Annotated in this window: 17 protein-coding genes and 1 pseudogene; 8 read left to right on the top strand and 10 right to left on the bottom strand. The window is 71.2% G+C overall.

Annotated features, from left to right (window positions below; genetic code table 11):
- Positions 1 to 13 precede the first annotated feature (13 nt).
- A complete protein-coding gene (locus tag F603_RS0107110; protein ID WP_019545320.1) occupies positions 14 to 1,705 on the bottom strand; it encodes a fumarate hydratase in 1,692 nt (563 codons plus the stop codon).
- 181 nt (positions 1,706 to 1,886) lie between these two features.
- Between F603_RS0107110 and F603_RS0107105 the strand changes: the two genes are divergently transcribed.
- Both F603_RS0107105 and F603_RS0107100 read left to right on the top strand, forming a co-directional pair.
- Complete coding sequence (locus tag F603_RS0107105) at positions 1,887 to 2,579, top strand: DUF1707 SHOCT-like domain-containing protein (RefSeq protein WP_019545319.1); 693 nt, start codon at positions 1,887 to 1,889, stop codon at positions 2,577 to 2,579.
- Positions 2,580 to 2,782: 203 nt separating this feature from the next.
- Positions 2,783 to 3,148, top strand: coding sequence for a WhiB family transcriptional regulator (locus F603_RS0107100; RefSeq protein ID WP_019545318.1), 366 nt, complete (start codon positions 2,783 to 2,785; stop codon positions 3,146 to 3,148).
- Positions 3,149 to 3,215: 67 nt separating this feature from the next.
- Here F603_RS0107100 and glpX read toward each other — a convergent pair whose 3' ends face one another.
- Complete coding sequence (gene glpX / locus F603_RS0107095) at positions 3,216 to 4,250, bottom strand: class II fructose-bisphosphatase (RefSeq protein ID WP_019545317.1); 1,035 nt, start codon at positions 4,248 to 4,250, stop codon at positions 3,216 to 3,218.
- A gap of 233 nt (positions 4,251 to 4,483) precedes the next feature.
- On the opposite strand from glpX, the gene F603_RS0107090 reads away from it, so the two are divergent.
- A complete protein-coding gene (locus F603_RS0107090; protein WP_019545316.1) occupies positions 4,484 to 5,071 on the top strand; it encodes a DUF4245 domain-containing protein in 588 nt (195 codons plus the stop codon).
- A 51-nt stretch (positions 5,072 to 5,122) separates the two neighbouring features.
- Here the strand turns inward: F603_RS0107090 and F603_RS0107085 are convergent, their stop codons facing one another.
- The 4 genes from F603_RS0107085 to F603_RS0107070 form a co-directional block, all read right to left on the bottom strand.
- Complete coding sequence (locus F603_RS0107085) at positions 5,123 to 5,716, bottom strand: malonic semialdehyde reductase (protein WP_019545315.1); 594 nt, start codon at positions 5,714 to 5,716, stop codon at positions 5,123 to 5,125.
- Positions 5,717 to 5,854: 138 nt separating this feature from the next.
- Complete coding sequence (locus tag F603_RS0107080; RefSeq protein ID WP_019545314.1) at positions 5,855 to 6,142, bottom strand: exodeoxyribonuclease VII small subunit; 288 nt, start codon at positions 6,140 to 6,142, stop codon at positions 5,855 to 5,857.
- A gap of 9 nt (positions 6,143 to 6,151) precedes the next feature.
- Entirely contained in the window at positions 6,152 to 7,366 is a 1,215-nt protein-coding gene (xseA, locus tag F603_RS0107075; protein ID WP_019545313.1) for an exodeoxyribonuclease VII large subunit, read from the bottom strand.
- A 51-nt stretch (positions 7,367 to 7,417) separates the two neighbouring features.
- Entirely contained in the window at positions 7,418 to 8,839 is a 1,422-nt protein-coding gene (locus F603_RS0107070; protein ID WP_019545312.1) for an APC family permease, read from the bottom strand.
- A gap of 116 nt (positions 8,840 to 8,955) precedes the next feature.
- Between F603_RS0107070 and F603_RS0107065 the strand changes: the two genes are divergently transcribed.
- Positions 8,956 to 9,939 (top strand): 4-hydroxy-3-methylbut-2-enyl diphosphate reductase, encoded by a 984-nt coding sequence (locus F603_RS0107065; RefSeq protein WP_078503583.1) that lies wholly within the window; start codon positions 8,956 to 8,958, stop codon positions 9,937 to 9,939.
- A 33-nt stretch (positions 9,940 to 9,972) separates the two neighbouring features.
- On the opposite strand, the gene F603_RS0107060 is transcribed toward F603_RS0107065, so the two are convergent.
- The 3 genes from F603_RS0107060 to F603_RS0107050 all read right to left on the bottom strand — a co-directional run bounded on the left by F603_RS0107060 (position 9,973) and on the right by F603_RS0107050 (position 12,656).
- Positions 9,973 to 10,695, bottom strand: a complete 723-nt coding sequence (locus F603_RS0107060; RefSeq protein ID WP_019545310.1) for a DUF6542 domain-containing protein — start codon at positions 10,693 to 10,695, stop codon at positions 9,973 to 9,975.
- A gap of 183 nt (positions 10,696 to 10,878) precedes the next feature.
- Positions 10,879 to 11,529 (bottom strand): response regulator, encoded by a 651-nt coding sequence (locus F603_RS0107055; RefSeq protein WP_019545309.1) that lies wholly within the window; start codon positions 11,527 to 11,529, stop codon positions 10,879 to 10,881.
- The gene (locus tag F603_RS0107050) at positions 11,526 to 12,656 is read right to left on the bottom strand and encodes a sensor histidine kinase (RefSeq protein ID WP_019545308.1); all 1,131 of its coding nucleotides are present in this window, start codon (positions 12,654 to 12,656) and stop codon (positions 11,526 to 11,528) included. The genes F603_RS0107055 and F603_RS0107050 overlap by 4 nt, the downstream gene beginning before the upstream one ends.
- A 134-nt stretch (positions 12,657 to 12,790) precedes the next feature.
- On the opposite strand from F603_RS0107050, the gene F603_RS0107045 reads away from it, so the two are divergent.
- The 3 genes and pseudogenes from F603_RS0107045 (at position 12,791) to ychF (ending at position 15,286) form a co-directional block, all read left to right on the top strand.
- Complete coding sequence (locus F603_RS0107045; protein WP_019545307.1) at positions 12,791 to 13,495, top strand: class I SAM-dependent methyltransferase; 705 nt, start codon at positions 12,791 to 12,793, stop codon at positions 13,493 to 13,495.
- Positions 13,492 to 13,950: pseudogene (locus tag F603_RS33905) on the top strand (DedA family protein); the annotation flags it as partial. The gene F603_RS0107045 and the pseudogene F603_RS33905, both read left to right, overlap by 4 nt.
- 247 nt (positions 13,951 to 14,197) lie before the next feature.
- Positions 14,198 to 15,286, top strand: coding sequence for a redox-regulated ATPase YchF (gene ychF / locus F603_RS0107040; protein WP_019545306.1), 1,089 nt, complete (start codon positions 14,198 to 14,200; stop codon positions 15,284 to 15,286).
- A 380-nt stretch (positions 15,287 to 15,666) separates the two neighbouring features.
- Here ychF and F603_RS0107030 read toward each other — a convergent pair whose 3' ends face one another.
- Complete coding sequence (locus F603_RS0107030) at positions 15,667 to 16,263, bottom strand: TetR/AcrR family transcriptional regulator (RefSeq protein ID WP_026328207.1); 597 nt, start codon at positions 16,261 to 16,263, stop codon at positions 15,667 to 15,669.
- Positions 16,264 to 16,316: 53 nt separating this feature from the next.
- Here F603_RS0107030 and F603_RS0107025 point away from each other — a divergent pair, with 53 nt between their 5' ends.
- Entirely contained in the window at positions 16,317 to 17,210 is an 894-nt protein-coding gene (locus F603_RS0107025; protein WP_019545304.1) for an NADP-dependent oxidoreductase, read from the top strand.
- The last annotated feature ends 90 nt before the right edge of the window (positions 17,211 to 17,300 follow it).

Below are 17,300 nucleotides of genomic sequence, written 5' to 3'. Positions count from 1 at the left end.
CGTCGACGCCGGTTCACGACCCCTGGCGTACGGGGATCGACGTGACGAACGGCTGCTCGGGCGCAGGGTCGGCGAAGAAGTCGTTGCCCTTGTCGTCGACGACGATGAAGGCGGGGAACTCCTCGACCTCGATCCGCCAGACCGCCTCCATGCCGAGCTCCTCGTACTCGAGTACCTCGACCTTCTTGATGCAGTCCTGCGCGAGCCGCGCCGCAGGCCCGCCGATGGAGCCGAGGTAGAAGCCGCCGTGGGCCGCGCACGCGTCGGTGACCTGCTTGCTCCGGTTGCCCTTGGCGAGCATCACAAGCGAGCCGCCCGCCGCCTGGAACTGCTCGACGTACGCGTCCATCCGGCCGGCCGTCGTCGGCCCGAACGAGCCCGACGCATAGCCCTCGGGCGTCTTGGCGGGCCCCGCGTAGTAGACCGGGTGGTCCTTGAGGTACTGCGGCAGCTCGTCGCCCGCGTCGAGCCGCTCCTTGATCTTGGCGTGCGCGATGTCGCGGGCCACGACGAGGGTTCCCGTGAGCGAGAGCCGCGTTTTGACGGGGTGCTTGGAGAGTTCCGCGCGGATCTCCTCCATGGGGCGGCCGAGGTCGATGGCGACGGAGTCGAGGTCGGCGCCCGCGCCTTCGGTGAGCTGCGCGTCGGTGGTCTCGGGGAGGAAGCGGGCCGGGTCCGTCTCCAGCTCCTCCAGGAAGACGCCCTCCGCGGTGATCTTGGCCTTCGCCTGCCGGTCGGCCGAGCAGGAGACGGCGATCGCCACGGGGCAGGAGGCGCCGTGCCGCGGAAGGCGGACGACGCGCACGTCGTGGCAGAAGTACTTGCCGCCGAACTGCGCACCGATGCCGATCCGCTGCGTCAGCTCGAAGACCTGCTCCTCCAACTCCCTGTCGCGGAAACCGTGACCACTGGGGGAGCCCTCGCCGGGGAGTTCGTCGAGGTAGTGCGCGGAGGCGTACTTGGCGGTCTTGAGCGCGAACTCGGCGCTGGTGCCGCCGACGACGACCGCGAGGTGGTACGGCGGGCAGGCCGCGGTGCCCAGCGAACGGATCTTCTGCTCCAGGAACTTCATCATCGACCCCTCGTTGAGGACGGCCTTGGTCTCCTGGAAGAGGTAGGACTTGTTGGCGCTGCCGCCGCCCTTCGCCATGAAGAGGAACTTGTAGGCGTCACCGTCCTCCGCGTAGAGCTCGATCTGCGCGGGGAGGTTGCTTCCCGTGTTCCTCTCCTCCCACATGGTCAGCGGTGCCATCTGGGAGTAGCGGAGGTTGAGCTGCGTGTAGGCGTCGTAGATGCCGCGGGAGAGGGACTCCTCGTCGCCGCCCGAGGTGAGGACGTGCTGGCCGCGCTTGCCCATGACGATCGCCGTGCCGGTGTCCTGGCACATGGGCAGGACGCCGGCCGCCGCGATGTTGGCGTTCTTCAGCAGGTCGAGCGCGACGAAGCGGTCGTTGGCGCTCGCCTCGGGGTCGTCGAGGATCTTGCGGAGCTGGGCGAGGTGCTCGGGGCGCAGGTAGTGCGAGATGTCGTGCATCGCCTCGGCCGCGAGCTTCCGCAGCGCCTCCGGCTCCACCTTGAGGAAGGTGCGCCCGTCGGCCTCGAAGGTGCTCACGCCCTCGCTCGTGACGAGTCGGTACGGTGTGGGGTCCGCGCCGACGGGGAGCATCTCCGTGTAGGAGAACGCCGGTTGGGAGCTGGCAGACATAGGGGCTCTTCCTCTCACTTCGGTGCGCGGCCGGGCGTAGTGCTGGTCCGTCGACTCGCGGCGTTGCGCCCTTCAGGTTAGAACCCCCGCGCGCACCGGGGGGCGTGAGGTCCGCCCGGTCGAAGCCCGGGGTTGTCCACAGGGGGTGGTCGCGATCTATCGCGTCTCGTAGCCTTGGGGCGTGACTGAGGACTCCCCGCTGAAGAAGCAGCCCGAGCGCGCCCCGGCGCCCGCCCGCGAGGCGGCCGTCCGCGCCTCCGACGCCGACCGGGACCGCATCGCCGAGATTCTGCGCGAGGCGCTCGCCGAGGGCCGGCTCGACGCCGCCGAGCACGCGGAGCGTCTCGATGCGGTCTACGAAGCCAAGACACTCGGCGAGCTGGAGCCGCTCATAGCCGATCTGCCGGCGGGTGCGCGCAGCAGGCAGGCGCCGCGGGCGGAGGCCGCGCCCTCCGAGTACCGCTGGGAGGCGCCGCGGCCCGGCGGGTGGAAGGAGAACCTCGTCGCGATCTTCAGCGCGTCGGTGCGCAAGGGGCGTTGGAACGTCCCCCCGAGGATCAACGCCGTCTCGGTCTTCGGCAGTGTCGAGATCGACCTCAGCCAGGCGGTCTTCACCGAGCAGTACATCGTCATCAACGCGACGGCGGTCTTCGGGAGCGTGGAGATACAGGTGCCGGAGAACGTCACCCTCCGGCAGAAGGGGGCGGGTGTCTTCGGCAGCTTCGACGTCGAGTGCGCCGAGGCCACCGATCCGCAGGCGCCGGTGGTGCTGGTCCAGGGGGCGGGCGTGCTGGGTTCTGTCGAGGCGAAGCCCAAGCGCGGCAGGCTGCTGAGGAATCTGCGCGCGGGCGACCGCCTGCGGAAGGAGGAGTGAACGCGGAGCGGAGGGTTCCCTTCCGTACCGCGGGGGCCGAAGGAGCCCCACCGGTCTGACGAGTCAGACGATGCCACGGTATGCATACCGACGCGCACAGCGGGTAGGGCTGGTGCATCGTCGCTCGTGCGGTAGGAAGGTCAACTGCCGTGCGCAGAAAGACGGGTGAAGGGGAATCACCGACGTCTCGTCAGGAGCAGACCGTGCTGCACACGCCGCATCAGTCCCCGAAGACCGCCACCGTGCCCGCGCAGCGCTCCCCGCTGGGGGATCAGCCAGGGCCGTGGCACTCCGAGGCCGTGTGCCGCAGGGACGAGGCGGGGCTCTTCTTCGCGCCCTCGAAGGAGCCGACCGCCGCGCGGCTCTCCAGGGAGCAGGCGGCCAAGCGCGTCTGCGCCGGCTGCCCCGTGCTCGCCGAGTGCCGCGAGCACGCCCTCCTCCTCCCCGAACCGTACGGCGTCTGGGGCGGGTTGACGGCCGCCGAGCGGCGCGTGGTCCTCGCTCGCCGGCGCCGTCGGGAGACGGCCGCGGAGAAGGTGACGGCCGCCCCCGTCGAGCGCATCGCCTGAAGCCCGGCCCGCCGGGCGGTTCCGGGGACCGGGCCGAGGAGCGTCCCGTAGCGCGTGTCCGAGGCGGTCAGTTGGCGCGGTCGAAATCGATGGCGCTGTAGGCCCGCAGCTTCGAGAGCTGGTGGGTGGACTCGATCTGGCGGAGCGTGCCCGACTTCGAGCGCATCACGAGCGACTGCGTGTACGCGCGCTCCCCCCGGTAGTGCACGCCGCGCAGCAGGTCGCCGTCGGTGATACCGGTGGCGACGAAGAAGACGTTGTCGCCCTTGACGAGGTCGCGTTCGGTGAGCACCTTCTCCAGGTCGTGCCCGGCGTCGAGCGCGGCCTGTCGCTCCTCGTCGTCCTTGGGCCACAGCTTGCCCTGCATGGCGCCGCCGAGGCAGGTGATCGCGCAGGCCGCGATGATCCCTTCCGGGGTGCCGCCCACTCCGAGGAGGAGATCGACGCCCGTCCCCTCCCGCACGGCCATGATCGCGCCGGCCACGTCGCCGTCGGAGATGAACTTGATCCGGGCCCCCGCCTCCCGGACCTCCTTCACGAGGCCCTGGTGGCGCGGGCGGTCGAGGATCACCACGGTGACGTCCTCGGGTCCGCAGCCCTTCGCTTTCGCGATGCGCCGGATGTTCACGGCGGGCGGCGCCGAGATGTCGACGAATTCGGCGGCCTCGGGGCCCGTGACGAGCTTGTCCATGTAGAAGACCGCGCTCGGGTCGAACATCGAGCCGCGTTCCGCCACCGCGAGGACCGAGACCGCGTTGCCCATGCCCTTGGCGGTGAGCGTGGTGCCGTCCACGGGGTCGACGGCGACGTCGCACTCGGCGCCCGTGCCGTCGCCGACGCGCTCGCCGTTGTAGAGCATCGGAGCCTCGTCCTTCTCGCCCTCGCCGATGACGACGACGCCGTTCATCGAGACGGTGGAGACGAGGGTGCGCATCGCCTTCACGGCCGCACCGTCGGCGCCGATCTTGTCGCCGCGGCCGACCCAGCGGCCGGAGGCCATCGCCCCGGCCTCGGTGACCCGGACGAGCTCCAGGGCGAGGTTGCGGTCGGGCGCCTCCGGGCTCACTTCGAGCTGGGAGGGCAGGTGATGGTTCTCTGACATCGGAACCCGCCTTTCTGTACGGCGACGGCCGCGCTACTGAGGGTGCTTCCGACTCTACCGGGCTTCGAAAATTTGAGCAGGTGCACCCTCGGATGAGCGGTCGAGGCGCTCAACTTGCCGCCACTGCACGGAATCCGCACGCAAAACAGTATGTGTCAGTATCCGCGGTCCGCGCGCACCGGGCCGCCCCCGCCCGCCTGCGGACGGTCCCCGCGTACCGGCGCTCTCCGCCCATGGGGGACGATGTCGAGGTGGCAGCAGACAAGCAGCGCGGCAAGCAGACGGTGCGGGACATGCTGATCTCGCTCGCGGTGATCCTCCTCGCCGCCTGGGTGATCTACCTCTTCATCCCGCACGACGAGGACCAGGACCCGGTCCGTCCCGTCAGCTACCGGGTCGAGCTCGACTCGGCCCGCCGTGCGGCGCCGTATCCGGTCGCCGCGCCCGTCGGCCTGCCCGACGGCTGGCGCGCCACCTCCGTCACCTTCCAGGGCGAGGGCTCCGGCGCCGTCGACTGGCACCTCGGCTTCATGTCGCCCCAGGACGAGTACGCGGCCGTCGAGCAGAGCGACGCCAAACGCCCCGCGAAGTTCATACGGGACGTGACCCAGGGAGCGGAGAAGACCGAGCGCACCCAGCAGGTCGAAGGCGACGCGTGGATGCGGTACGAGGGGGAGAAGTACGACGCGCTCGTCCGCACCGACGAGAAGCAGGCGATGACCACCGTGGTGACGGGGACGGCCGGCTTCGCCGAACTCGGGCAGCTCGCCGGTGCGTTGCAGGAGAAGCAGGGCGGCTCCTCGCCCTCGGCGACGCCCTGAGCCGGGGACCGGCCGGAGCCGGTCTCCGGCCGGACGGCCGTATTCCGTGCATCAGACCGTGGTGACGGCGTCCTCGAACGCGAGCCGGGGGGCGCGCGGGTTGTGCCCGTCGGGGGCGGTCCTGCCGATGTTCACCACGACGAGTGCGTGCTGCTTGCCGTCGCCGAAGAACTCCTTGTCGACACCGGCCGCGTCGAAGCCCGTCATCGGTCCTGCGCCGAGGCCGGCGGCGCGGATGCCGAGGATGAAGTAGCCGATCTGGAGAGTGGCGTTGAGGGTGCCGGAGGACTCGCGGTATGCCTCGTCGGCGAAGAGGGTGTCCTTCAATTGGGGCTTGAACGGGAGGAGTTCGGGCAGCCGCTCGTGGAAGTCGAGGTCGACGGCGAGTATCGCGGTGAGCGGGGCCGTGCGCGTCTTCGCCTGGTTGCCTTCCGACATGTGCGAGACGAGGCGCTCCCGCGCCTCCGGGCTGCGCACGAGCGTGACGCGCAGCGGCGACTGGTTGAACGCGGTGGGAGCGTACTTGATGAGGTCGTAGACCTCCTGGATCTGCTCTTCGGTCACCGGCTCGTCGGTGAACCGGTGCGCCGTGTGCGCCTCCTTGAAGAGCAGGTCCTGGGCGGCGGGGTCGAGGGGGAGGGTCATAACTGCCTTTTCGTGCCGGTGCGTTGTGTGCAACTGTGACTGTACGAGCCACATATTTTGGCTTCAACGAAAAATGGAACGATCTTCTTCCGTTAATGTTGTGCACCACCACGGCACTGTCATGCTTCCCCGGCGGAGTCAGCTTTCCGCATCGGCGTCCTCGCCCTCGGTCTCGTCCCCTTCCTCCTCCGCTTCGAGGACGGCGTCGAGCCGGGCGCGGGCGCCCTCCAGCCATTCGCGGCAGATCCGCGCGAGCTCCTCGCCGCGCTCCCAGAGCGCGAGCGACTCCTCCAGCGAGGTGCCCCCGGCCTCCAACCGTTGGACCACCTCGATCAGTTGGGCCCTGGCGTGCTCGTACCCGAGGCCGGCCTCCTCGGCGCTGCCGTCCTCTTCCTCGTCGGCCCCGCCCTGTGCGCGCGTCGTCATGGCCCCACCCTATGAGTCCGGTCCGACAACCACCTCGAAGCCGCCTTCGGCGACCCGGGCACTGAGCTTCTCCCCCGCCTCCACCTCCGCGGCGTCGCGCACCACGCCGCCGCCGTCCCGCTGGAGCACCGCGTACCCGCGCCGGAGGGTCGCGGCGGGGGAGAGCGCCACGACGCGTGCCCTGGTGTGCGCCAACTCGTCCTCGGCGCGGTCGAGTCGGTGGCCGAGGACGCGGCGCGCACGGTCCAGCCAGTGCGCCGTGTCCTCCTCGCGCTCCTCGACGAGGGTGTACGGCTCGGCCAGCGCAGGGCGGCTCAGGAGCCCGGCGAGGCCCCGCTCCTCGCGCTCGAGCAGCCCGTCCACCGCGCGCCGGGAGCGCCGGCGGAGCTGCGCGATGCGCTCGTGCTCCTCGCCGACGTCGGGCACGGTGTCCTTCGCCGCGTGCGTCGGGGTGCGGGAGCGCACGTCGGCGACGAGGTCGAGGAGCGGGGCGTCGGCCTCGTGGCCGATCGCGGAGACGAGCGGCGTCCGGCACTCGGCGACGGCGCGGACGAGCCGCTCGTCGGAGAAGGGGAGGAGGTCCTCCATGCCGCCGCCGCCCCGCGTGACGATGATGACGTCGACCTCGCGGTGCGCGTCGAGTTCGCGGACGGCCTCGATCACCTGGGGCACCGCATTGACCCCCTGCACCGCGGTGTTGCGGATCTCGAAGCGGACGGCGGGCCAGCGCTCGCGCGCCGTGTGGAGGACGTCCCGCTCGGCGTCGGAGGCGCGGCCCGTCACCAGGCCGATGCGGTGCGGGAGGAACGGCAGCGCGCGCTTGCGGTCGGTGGCGAAGAGCCCTTCTGCGGCCAGCTTCTTCTTCAACTGCTCAAGCCGCGCGAGGAGTTCACCGACGCCGACCGGGCGGATCTCGGCGGCGCGCAGCGACAGCCGCCCGCCCCGTGCGTACCACTCGGGCTTGGCGTGGAGCACCACGCGCGAGCCTTCGGCGACGACGTCCTTGACGCGCTCGTAGACCTGCCGATAGCAGGTGACGGTGAGCGAGACGTCCCGCGAGGGGTCCCGGAGGGTGAGAAAGACCATGCCCGCCCCCGGCCGCGGAGAGAGCTGCACGATCTGCCCCTCCACCCAGACCGCGCCGAGCCGGTCGATCCAGCCGCCGATGAGCCGCGAGACCTCGCTGACGGGTACCGGCGTCTCGGCCGACGTCTGCAGAGCCATGCCCGCGAGGATAGGCCCCGCCACCGACAGCGGGACACCTCGCGCGAGCGGTCACCCCGCGCCGGGGCCCTCGCGCTCGCCCTCCACCGGTACGTCGTCCAGCCGCCCGCGGCTGCGGAGCACCGCCAACACCACGAGGGCGACGACGAACCACACCAGGCCGACCCAGTGCGCCTCCCGGTTCGCCGTGACGATCACCGCGACGACGATCGCGAGGCCGACGAGCGGGAGCACCCAGTCGCGCACGAACCCGGCGGCCGCCCCGCGCCCGGTGAGGCCGTAGTACCCCATGACCGAGAGGTGCAGCATCCCGAACCCGAAGAGCGCGCCGATGTCGACGATCGAGACGAGCCTGTCGAGGCCGTCGGCCGCGCGGGCCGCCCAGACCGCGGCCGCCATGGTGATCGCGGCGCTGACCAGCAGTGTGATCCAGGGGACCCCGGTGCGGCGGGAGATCGTGGCGAGCCCGTGCGGCAGCCGGCGGTCCCGCGCCATCGCGAAGAGCAGCCGTCCCGCCGCTGCCTGTCCGGCGAGCGCGGCGAAGGCGGCGCCCAGCGCCTTGCTCGCGGCGACGAGCGTCTCCAGCCAGCCGCCGATCGAGGAGTTGACCGCCTCGTAGAACGCCGGGCCCTGGGCGGCGGGGTCGTCCGCGAGCTCCTGTGAGGTCTCCGGCGAGAGGAGCGCGGCGAGGTAGGTCTGGATGATGAAGAGGATGCCGGTGGTGATGAGGCACCACACCAGCGCACGCGCCACCGGAGAGCGCTGCCCGTCGGTCCCGCGGCCCCCGGTCGCCTCCTCGGCGAAGTTGGCGATCGCGTCGAAGCCGAGGTAGGAGAGGACCGCGATGGAGACCGCGCTGAGCACGGCCTCGGCCGAGAACCCGTCGTCCCCCGTCAGCGGCGAGAGCCAGTCGCGCTCAGGCCCGTGCTGCACCAGCACCACGACGGCCGCCACGACGAAGACGGCGAGCGCCGCCAACTCCAGCGCCAGCACGAGGAATCCGACCAACGCCGCCCTGTGCACCCCGGAGAGGTTGAGCGCCGTCGTCACCACGACGGCGAGCGCCGTCCACACCCACTGGTCGACCTCCGGGACGAGCTGCGCCATCGCGATCCCGGAGAAGAGGTAGGCCACGGCCGGGATGAGCACGTAGTCGAGCATCATCATCCAGCCGGCGAGGAACCCGGCCGACGGCCCGAGCCCCGCCCGCGCGTACGCGTACACCGAGCCGGCGTGCGGGACGGCGCGCAGCATCCGCGCGTACGAGTAGGCCGTGAAGCCCATGGCGATCGTCGCGACGACGTAGACGAGGGGGACGGTGCCCTGACTCCTCGCGTCGAGGGCGCCGTAGATGCCGACGGGGGCCATCGGCGCGATGAACAGCAGTCCGTAGACGATCAGATCGCGGAAGGTGAGCGTGCGGCGCAGCTCACCGCCGGACCCGGGTTCGGGGAGGTTCGGCAGTTCGGGCACGGGCTCACCATGCCGGAAAACGGCGCGGCGCAGGGGGAGGACGGGCCGATCAGCGAGGTGGCCGGCGGGGGCGGGCGTCCGCGCGTAGCTCGTTGGGAGGCATTTAGGATGGGCACATGACTGCATCGCCCGCTCGCCGTGTGCTGCTCGCCGCCCCCCGGGGCTACTGCGCCGGCGTGGACCGAGCCGTAATCGCCGTCGAACAGGCTCTGGAGCAGTACGGCGCGCCCGTCTACGTCCGCCACGAGATCGTGCACAACAAATACGTGGTGCGCACCCTGGAGAAGAAGGGCGCGATCTTCGTCGAGGAGACCTCGGAGGTGCCGCCCGGGGAGATCTGCGTCTTCTCCGCGCACGGCGTCGCGCCCGAGGTGCACGAGGAGGCCGCCCGCGGCCAGCTCGCCACCATCGACGCCACCTGCCCGCTCGTCACCAAGGTGCACAAGGAAGCGGTCAGGTACGCCAAGGAGGACTACGACATCCTCCTCATCGGCCACGAAGGCCATGAGGAGGTCATCGGCACCAGCGGCGAGGCGCCCGAGCACATCACGCTCGTCGACGGCCCGGACGACGTGGAGAACGTCGAGGTCCGGGACCCCGAGCGGGTCGTCTGGCTCTCCCAGACGACGCTTTCGGTCGACGAGACGATGGAGACCGTCGACGCGCTCAAGGGCCGCTACCCCGACCTCATCTCCCCGCCCACCGACGACATCTGCTACGCGACGCAGAACCGCCAGACCGCGATCAAGAAGGTCGCCGCCGAGTCGGACCTCGTCCTCGTCGTCGGCTCGCAGAACTCCTCGAACTCGGTGCGCCTCGTGGAGACGGCGCTCTCGCACGGGGCCAAGGCGGGACACCTCGTCGACGGCGCGGAGGAGATCGACCCGGCCTGGCTGGAGGGCGTCACGACCGTGGGCGTCTCCTCCGGCGCCTCCGTGCCCGAGGTACTCGTCGACGGGGTCCTCGACTGGCTGGAGCAGCACGGCTGGGCCGACGTCGAGATCGTCCAACCCGTCGAGGAGCGCATGCAGTTCTCGCTGCCGAAGGAGCTGAGGCGGGACCTCCGCGCCGAGGCGGCGGCCGCCTCCGGCTCCGACTGAGCCGGTCGCACGCCCGCTGGCCGGGCGCCGTCCTCAGCGACGGCGCCCGGCCACGATGCTGATGCGGCGCAGCAGCACCACGGCGCCCGCGAGGCCCGTGCCCGCGTACACCCAGCCGGCGTTGAGCGCCAGGTGCGTGAAGACGTCCTGCGCGAGACCGGAGAACCCCTCGCCGGGCCCGCCCAGCGTGAGCAGCCCTGCCGTGAACGCGAGCGGGGCGGCGATGGGCGCCGCGATCAGGTCGGCCGCGCGCACCCAGCACGCCGAGGCGAGGACGGCGAGGAGGAACAGGACGCAGTAGACGACGGGTTCGCCGTCGAGCAGCGCCGCGTCCGCCGCGCCGACGAGCAGCATCGCCGTCGTCGCGAGCAGTCCGCAGCCGAGTCCGGTCAGCCGGGCGCGGGGAAGGCGTGCTGCCCGGTCGGCGAGCGGTCGGGGGAGCACGCGGAGCAGCAGCGCTCTGGAGGTCGGCGCGCGGCGGTCCTCGGGACGGCTCCGCCGGGCCTCGCCGCTGGGCGTCTCGGCGTCCTTCGGCGGCGCGGAGGGTCTGCGGTCGCGCTGGCGTTCCTCTTTCCTCGAGGTACGGACTCCTGCCGCCGGCGGGTCGGGGACCGCGACGGGTTCCGCGGGGTGCGGTACCGCGGGGGCGCGGTAGAGCCGCTCTTCCTCGGGGGTCGTCGTGCCGCTGTTGCCCGTCTTCCGCTCCCGCCGCACTTGCGGTTCGTGCGGGGTCGTGCGCGCGCTGCGTTGCTCCACCGGGCCACGGTAGGCGGTGCCCCCGGGGCTGCGGGGCGACGGACACGCGTGCGGAGGTGGGGTGTCGGGCGTGCGGTGGTGGACGGAACGGCCGGTTGCCGGAGCTACGGGTCTTTCGGTACGCATGCCAAGTTCCGTGCGCGAACGCGCAATTGCCGCCGTCGCACCGGTCCGCCGGACGCCTCAGCCGGTGAAGCCGGCGTCGCGGGCGCGGAGGGCGGCCTGTACGCGGTTGTCGGCCTCCAGCGCGGTGAGGATGCGGCTGACGTGTGCCTTGACGGTGCTTTCGCGCATGCCGAGGTGTCCGGCGATCTCCGCGTTGGTCTCCCCGCGGGAGAGCAGCGCGAGCACCTCGCGTTCGCGGGGGGTGAGGTTCTCCAGTTTTTTCCGGGCCGCGGCGGCCCGGGAGTGGCCGGCTTGGTGGTAGCGGTCGATGAGCCTGCGTGCCGCCGCGGGGTGGAGCATCGCCGAACCGGACGCGACGAGGTGGACGGCGCGGAGGATCTCGGACGGGGCGGTGTCCTTGAGGAGGAAGCCGTCGGCTCCGGCCGTGAGGGAGTCGTAGACGTACTCGTCGAGGTCGAAAGTGGTCAGCGTGATCACCCTCGGAGGGTGGGGCAGGGCACGCAGGCGGGCGGTGGCCGCGATGCCGTCCATGCGCGGCATGCGCACGTCGACCAGGGCGACGTCGATGCGGTGGGCCGTGGCGAGTTCGACCGCGCGGAGGCCGTCGGACGCCTGGGCTACCGTCTCGATCGCCTCGTCCCCGTCGAGGAGGTCGGCGAGTCCGAGACGGACGAGGGCGTCGTCGTCGACGATCATGGCGCGGATCATGTGCGGGAGCTTCCCTGTCTGTCGGGCGCGTGATGGGCGATACGGGCCGCGAGCCGCCAGCCGCCGGAGCCGTGCGGGCCGGCGCTGAGCTCTCCGCCGAGCGCGGAGACGCGCTCGCGCAGCCCCACCAGCCCGAAACCCGAGGGCTCTGCGAGCGCGGCGGAGGTGCCGGGGCGGTTGGTGACCTCGACGGTGGTGTCGGGCGGCCGGTAGTCGAGGCGGATGTGCACCGGTGAACCGGCGGCGTGCTTACGGGCGTTGGTGAGACCTTCCTGCACGAGCCGGTAGACGGCGAGCCGGTGCGCGGCCGGCGCCTCCTCGGCGCGGCCCGCGATGTCCAGTTCGACGTGCTGGGACTGCCGTGCCTGCGCGACGAGCTCCCGCACGTCGCGCAGGACGGGTGCCGTTCCGGCCGCGTCGGGGGTGTGCAGGGCGCCGAGGACGTCCCGCAGATCGGACAGGGCCTCCGTGGAGGTGGTGCGCAGCAGGGCGAGGCGTTCGGCGACCGGTTCGGGGAGCGCGTCGGACTTGGTGGCGAGCACGCCGGAGTGGAGCGCGATGAGACTCAGGCGGTGGGCGAGCACGTCGTGCATCTCCGCGGCGACGCGGGAGCGTTCGGCGGCGCGCGCGGCCTCCTCGCGGAGCTCCCGCTCGACGCGCAACCGCTCCACCTGCGAGTTGAGCAGCTCCACCAGGCGGTGACGGCTGCCCACCCACAGCCCGCCGACGACGGCCAGGAGCAGGAACAGCGTGGAGCCGTACTGCTGGGGCCGCCACAGCGATTCCGGCTCGGGCGACGAGGAGTTGGCGACCATGACGGCGACGCCGCAGCAGACCGCCCACCCGGGCCGGCGGCGCGCAGCGAGGTCGAAGAGGGCGACGAGCAGCAGCGGCAGCATCGGCCACCCCCACGCACCCGTCGCCACCGTGGTGCTCACCGGCGCGACGAGCCAGGGCAGACGGCGGACCAGCAGCGCCGCCCCGCACAGCAGGGCGACCGCGGTCCGCCAGGTCAGGTACGCACCGTCTGCGGCGACGGACGCGCTCTGCACGGCGTTGAGCACCAGTACCAGGATCAGCGCCCTGCGCCCGTAGGCGGCCCAGGGAAAGTCCTCTCTCCGTCTCATCCCGGATGACCTTAGGCGGGCCGATCCTGCGCTGTCCCCCGACCGACTGCCGCCTGCACCCCCGACTTTCGTAGGGGGAGGCCGTCGCGGGAAGGCGGATTCACCGTTCCGGCCCGGTTTCTAGCGTCTCCGGCATGGATCACGAGACCGTGCGGCACGACCGACCTCCGCGCTCCGACGGCTGGGCGTTCCTGAGGGAGGCAGCCAGGGACATGCGTACCACCGGCGCCGTCGCACCCAGCGGCAGAGGGCTCGCGCACGCGTTGAGCGAACCGGCGTGCGCCCCCGGGCACGGCCCCGCGACCGTCCTCGAAGCGGGCGCGGGCACAGGCGTGGTGACGAGCGCGCTCCTCTCGCGGCTGCCGAGAGGGAGCCGACTCGACGTCGTCGAAGCCAACCCGCGCTTCGCCGACCGGCTGCAACGCCTCGCCGACCGGCATCGACGGGACGGAAAGGAGGTGCGGCTCCACCTCCGTCCCGTCGAGGAGGTGGAGACCGACCGGACCTACGACGCCGTCGTCTCCGGCCTGCCCTTCGCGAACTTCGCACCCCGGTACGTCGAGACGGTCATGGAGCGGTACCTGGAACTCCTGCGCCCCGGAGGCACGTTGACCTACTTCGCCTACCTCGGCACCCTCCCGGCCTCTGCCCTGTTCGCCCCCCGCAGCCGGACGCGGCGGCACCGAGCCGTCGAGGAGGTGCTCGCCGGCTACCGGTGGAGCTATGCAACCGCCTGCCGGACGGTGTGGCCCAACCTTCCTCCCGCGAGGGTCTGGCAGCTCCGGCGACCGGCGTCGGCTGCGCCTGCGCCTCGCCGGGAAGCCGCGGCCGTCGGATGAACGGGCTGCTGGAACAGGCGCCCGTCGGTGCGTACGCCGTCGTGGCGCTGGCGGTCCTCGCCGAATCGGTCCTGCTCGTCGGGGCGTTCGTCCCCACCCTGACGCTGCTGCTCACGGCCGGCGGGTTGGCGCGGGCCGGTCGGCTGGACCTGCCCGTGCTGGTCGGAGTCGCCGCGTCCGCGGTGGTGGCGGGGGACTTCCTCGCCCACCGGACCGGCCGCACCCTCGGCGTCCGCATGCGGACGGGACGACTCGGCCGCCGCCTGCCCGCCTCCGTCTGGCAGCGTGCCGAGACGCTCATGGACCGCCGGGGCGGGCAGGCCGTCTTCCTCGGCCGCTTCCTGCCGGTGGTGCGGACCCTCGTGCCCCATCTCGCGGGTGCTGCCCGGCTGCCCTATCGGCGACTCGCCCCCGCGAGCGCGGCGGCCGGGGTGCTGTGGTCGGCGGCCGAGACCGCCGCCGGGTACTGCGCGGCCGCCTCCCTGCGGCACGCCTTCGGCCCCGCGCTCGTCCTGGGGGCGGTCGCCGGCGCCGTCGTGGTGTGGACGAGGAGGCGCGGCCGTTCGTCCGTCCTGCCGTGCGGCGGCCGGCTCTCCGCGGGCCGGGGCCGGTCGTACCATCCGAGGGCGCCCGTAGACTGGTGGACTGGTCCGTGCTCGGCGGGCCGGTCCTCCAGATCCTCTCGCTACGGGAAGTCGCCACGTGTCGCTCACGATCGGAATCGTCGGCCTGCCCAACGTCGGCAAGTCGACCATGTTCAACGCCCTGACCAAGAACGACGTCCTGGCGGCCAACTATCCGTTCGCCACCATCGAACCCAACGTCGGCGTCGTCGGCGTGCCGGACGTGCGGCTCGCCGAGCTCGCCAAGCTCTACGACTCGCAGAAGGTGCTGCCCGCCACCGTCGACTTCGTCGACATCGCCGGCATCGTGCGGGGCGCGAGCGAGGGCGAGGGGCTGGGGAACAAGTTCCTCCACAACATCCGCGAGTCCGACGCGATCTGCCAGGTGATCCGCGCCTTCAAGGACGACAACGTCGTCCACGTCGACGGCCGTATCTCCCCCGCGCACGACATCGACACGATCAACACCGAGCTGATCCTCGCCGACCTCCAGACGATCGAGAAGGTCCTGCCGCGCCTGGAGAAGGAGGCCCGGGTCAAGAAGGACCGGCAGCCCGAGCTGAAGGCCGTCCAGGAGGCGAAGGAGATCCTGGAGAAGGGCAACACCCTCTTCTCCGAGGGCATCCGCCAGGGCACGGAGCCCGCGGCCCTCCTCCACGACCTCCACCTCCTGACGACCAAGCCCTTCCTCTACGTCTTCAACGTCGACGAGGACGAGCTCACCGACGAGGAGTTCAAGCAGGAGCAGCGCGACCTGGTCGCCCCCGCCGAAGCCGTCTTCCTCAACGCCAAGCTCGAGGCCGACCTCGCCGAGCTCGACGAGGAGGAGGCCCTCGAACTCCTCAACACGGTCGGCCAGGAGGAGCCGGGACTCGCCACCCTGGCACACGTCGGCTTCCGCACCCTCGGCCTCCAGACCTACCTCACGGCCGGCCCCAAGGAGGCCCGCGCCTGGACGATCCCGAAGGGGGCCACGGCCCCCGAGGCGGCCGGCGTCATCCACACCGACTTCCAGAAGGGCTTCATCAAGGCCGAGATCATCTCCTACGACGACCTCATGGAGGCCGGCTCCGTCCCCGAGGCCCGCGCCAAGGGGAGGGCCCGGATGGAGGGGAAGGAGTACGTGATGCGGGACGGGGATGTGGTGGAGTTCCGGTTCAACGTGTAGCTACTGGCTAGTGATGCCAGAGGGGCATCGGTGTCATCTTGTACACGATGCATGTCGTTCGCCCGAGGCGGACGAGTCTCCGACGAGCAGCGTCTCCGGGAGCTGGCCGGATCCGCGCTGGTCCTCAGTGCCGCATGGTGATGGCTTCGGCCCGGCTCGCCGTGCCACGCCAGCAGTGCGGCGGCGTAGATGAGTTCCGCGGCGAGAATGGTGAAGGCGGCGATCCGCTCGGGCCGAACCCGCCTCGTCGGCCGGCTGCCGTTCCTCGCGTGTGATGGACCGCTGCAAGTCCGTCCGCTATGCCGGACGAGCTCGCCATCCGGCCTCTGAGGCAGCACGGCGGACGGGGGTGGAGCACACCCGGTGGGACGGGCTCTTGGTTACTGCTCCTCTGAAGATTGGGTGGCGGACCACGCGGCCCTGATCATGCCGAAGGCCTCGTCGAGGGCGGCCTCCGGGTCTGCGGACTGCCGTGCAAGCGTGAAGGCTGCCATGGCGAAGCGGGCGATCGTGTCGGAGGCGACCTCAGATGTGTGGAGGTCCGGCGCTGCCTGGATCGCTGCAGCGAGCGTGCGCGCGTATCGCAGCTCGAGGACCTGGGCATAGGTCGAGAGCTCCGGGCTCTGCTCGATCATCGTCCAGATCCCGGTCGCATCCCCCGTCGTGCAGTGCTGAACAAGGGCCCTGATCTCCTCGTGCAGCGCGCAGACCACCGAAGCCCCCTCGTCGCGGTCGGCGACCGCAGCGACGAGGCGGGTCTCGAAATCGGCGGCCTGCTCGAACACCAAGGCTTCCTTCGACGGGAAGTGTGCGAACAGGGTCGTGACGGCCACGTCGGCTTCGGTGGCGATCTCCCGGATGCCCACAGACTCGTACCCGCTTTCGCGGAACATCCGCAGGGCGGTATCAGCGATCCCGCGTCGCGTCGCTGCCTTCTTCCGCTCGCGGCGACCAGCGGGCTGGAGTGGGTTGGTCATCGCACGAGCCTAGCGGATACAAAACACTAACCGTTAGTGTTAGCGTGCCGGGCATGAAGAAGGTCATCTACACGCGCTTCGGCGGACCGGACGTACTCCATCTCGTCGACAGCGAGGTGCCGCGCCCGGGTCCCGGGCAGCTGCGGATTGCGGTCCGGGCGGCCGCGGTGAACGCCTTCGACTGGCGGGTGCGTGAAGGCCAAAAGCTCGGTGCTCACCCGGTGCAGCTACCGGCCGGCCTCGGGCTGGACGCGGCGGGGGTCGTCGAGGAGGTGGGCGAGGGGGTCACGGATGTCGAGGTCGGTGACGCCGTTTTCGGTGAAGGGAACGAGACCTACGCCGAGTCAGCACTAATGTCGCATTGGTATCCGATGCCGGCTGAGCTGACCTTTGTCGAAGCCGCCGGCTATCCGTCCGTCGTCGAGACGGCGCTGCGCGTGCTCGACGAGGTCGGGGTCCACGCTGGTGAGACCCTCCTGGTCAGTGGTGCCGCCGGAGGCGTCGGTTCTGCGGTGGTTCAGATCGCCCGATCTCGCGAAATCTCGGTGATCGGTACTGCTGGACCGGCGAACCAGGACTATCTGCGCGGCCTCGGCGCGCTGGTCACAACGTATGACAAGGGCTGGGCCGACCGCGTGCGCCGTCTCGGTCGCGTCGACGCCGCCCTGGACCTCGCGGGAGCAGGGATCATCCAGCAGCTGGTGGACCTCGTCGGCACTCCGGACCGAGTGCTCACGACCGCGGATCTGGACGCCCCGAAGTTCGGCGTTCGGTTTTCCGGAGCAGCGGGCGACGTGCACGCGGCTCTCGTCGAGGCTGCTCGACTGGTCGCGGATGGAGTCTTGCGGATCCCGGTGGCCCAGACCTACAAGCTGGCCGAGGCCGGCGCGGCGCACATCGACAGCCAAGCTGGACACACCAGAGGACGGCGCATCATCGTGGTGTGATCCGCTGCGGGTAGAACTCTGGCGCACAAGCCGCAGAAGAGTGAGAGTGGCGAGGAGCAGCTACCCGCTTTCGGCTTGGTGGCCCGAGGC

This window comes from Streptomyces sulphureus DSM 40104 (assembly GCF_000381025.1).
Classification (GTDB): domain Bacteria; phylum Actinomycetota; class Actinomycetes; order Streptomycetales; family Streptomycetaceae; genus Streptomyces; species Streptomyces sulphureus.
This window is presented reverse-complemented; position numbering and strand designations above follow the sequence as displayed.

What these genes read in the sequence shown, in the direction of transcription:
- F603_RS0107110 (WP_019545320.1), bottom strand. Translation starts at nt 1,705, where the DNA reads ATGTCTGCCAGCTCCCAACCGGCGTTCTCCTACACGGAGATGCTCCCC.
- glpX (WP_019545317.1), bottom strand. Translation starts at nt 4,250, where the DNA reads ATGTCAGAGAACCATCACCTGCCCTCCCAGCTCGAAGTGAGCCCGGAG.
- F603_RS0107090 (WP_019545316.1), top strand. Translation starts at nt 4,484, where the DNA reads ATGGGGGACGATGTCGAGGTGGCAGCAGACAAGCAGCGCGGCAAGCAG.
- F603_RS0107085 (WP_019545315.1), bottom strand. Translation starts at nt 5,716, where the DNA reads ATGACCCTCCCCCTCGACCCCGCCGCCCAGGACCTGCTCTTCAAGGAG.
- F603_RS0107080 (WP_019545314.1), bottom strand. Translation starts at nt 6,142, where the DNA reads ATGACGACGCGCGCACAGGGCGGGGCCGACGAGGAAGAGGACGGCAGC.
- xseA (WP_019545313.1), bottom strand. Translation starts at nt 7,366, where the DNA reads ATGGCTCTGCAGACGTCGGCCGAGACGCCGGTACCCGTCAGCGAGGTC.
- F603_RS0107065 (WP_078503583.1), top strand. Translation starts at nt 8,956, where the DNA reads ATGACTGCATCGCCCGCTCGCCGTGTGCTGCTCGCCGCCCCCCGGGGC.
- F603_RS0107055 (WP_019545309.1), bottom strand. Translation starts at nt 11,529, where the DNA reads ATGATCCGCGCCATGATCGTCGACGACGACGCCCTCGTCCGTCTCGGA.
- F603_RS0107050 (WP_019545308.1), bottom strand. Translation starts at nt 12,656, where the DNA reads ATGAGACGGAGAGAGGACTTTCCCTGGGCCGCCTACGGGCGCAGGGCG.
- F603_RS0107045 (WP_019545307.1), top strand. Translation starts at nt 12,791, where the DNA reads ATGGATCACGAGACCGTGCGGCACGACCGACCTCCGCGCTCCGACGGC.
- F603_RS0107030 (WP_026328207.1), bottom strand. Translation starts at nt 16,263, where the DNA reads ATGACCAACCCACTCCAGCCCGCTGGTCGCCGCGAGCGGAAGAAGGCA.
- F603_RS0107025 (WP_019545304.1), top strand. Translation starts at nt 16,317, where the DNA reads ATGAAGAAGGTCATCTACACGCGCTTCGGCGGACCGGACGTACTCCAT.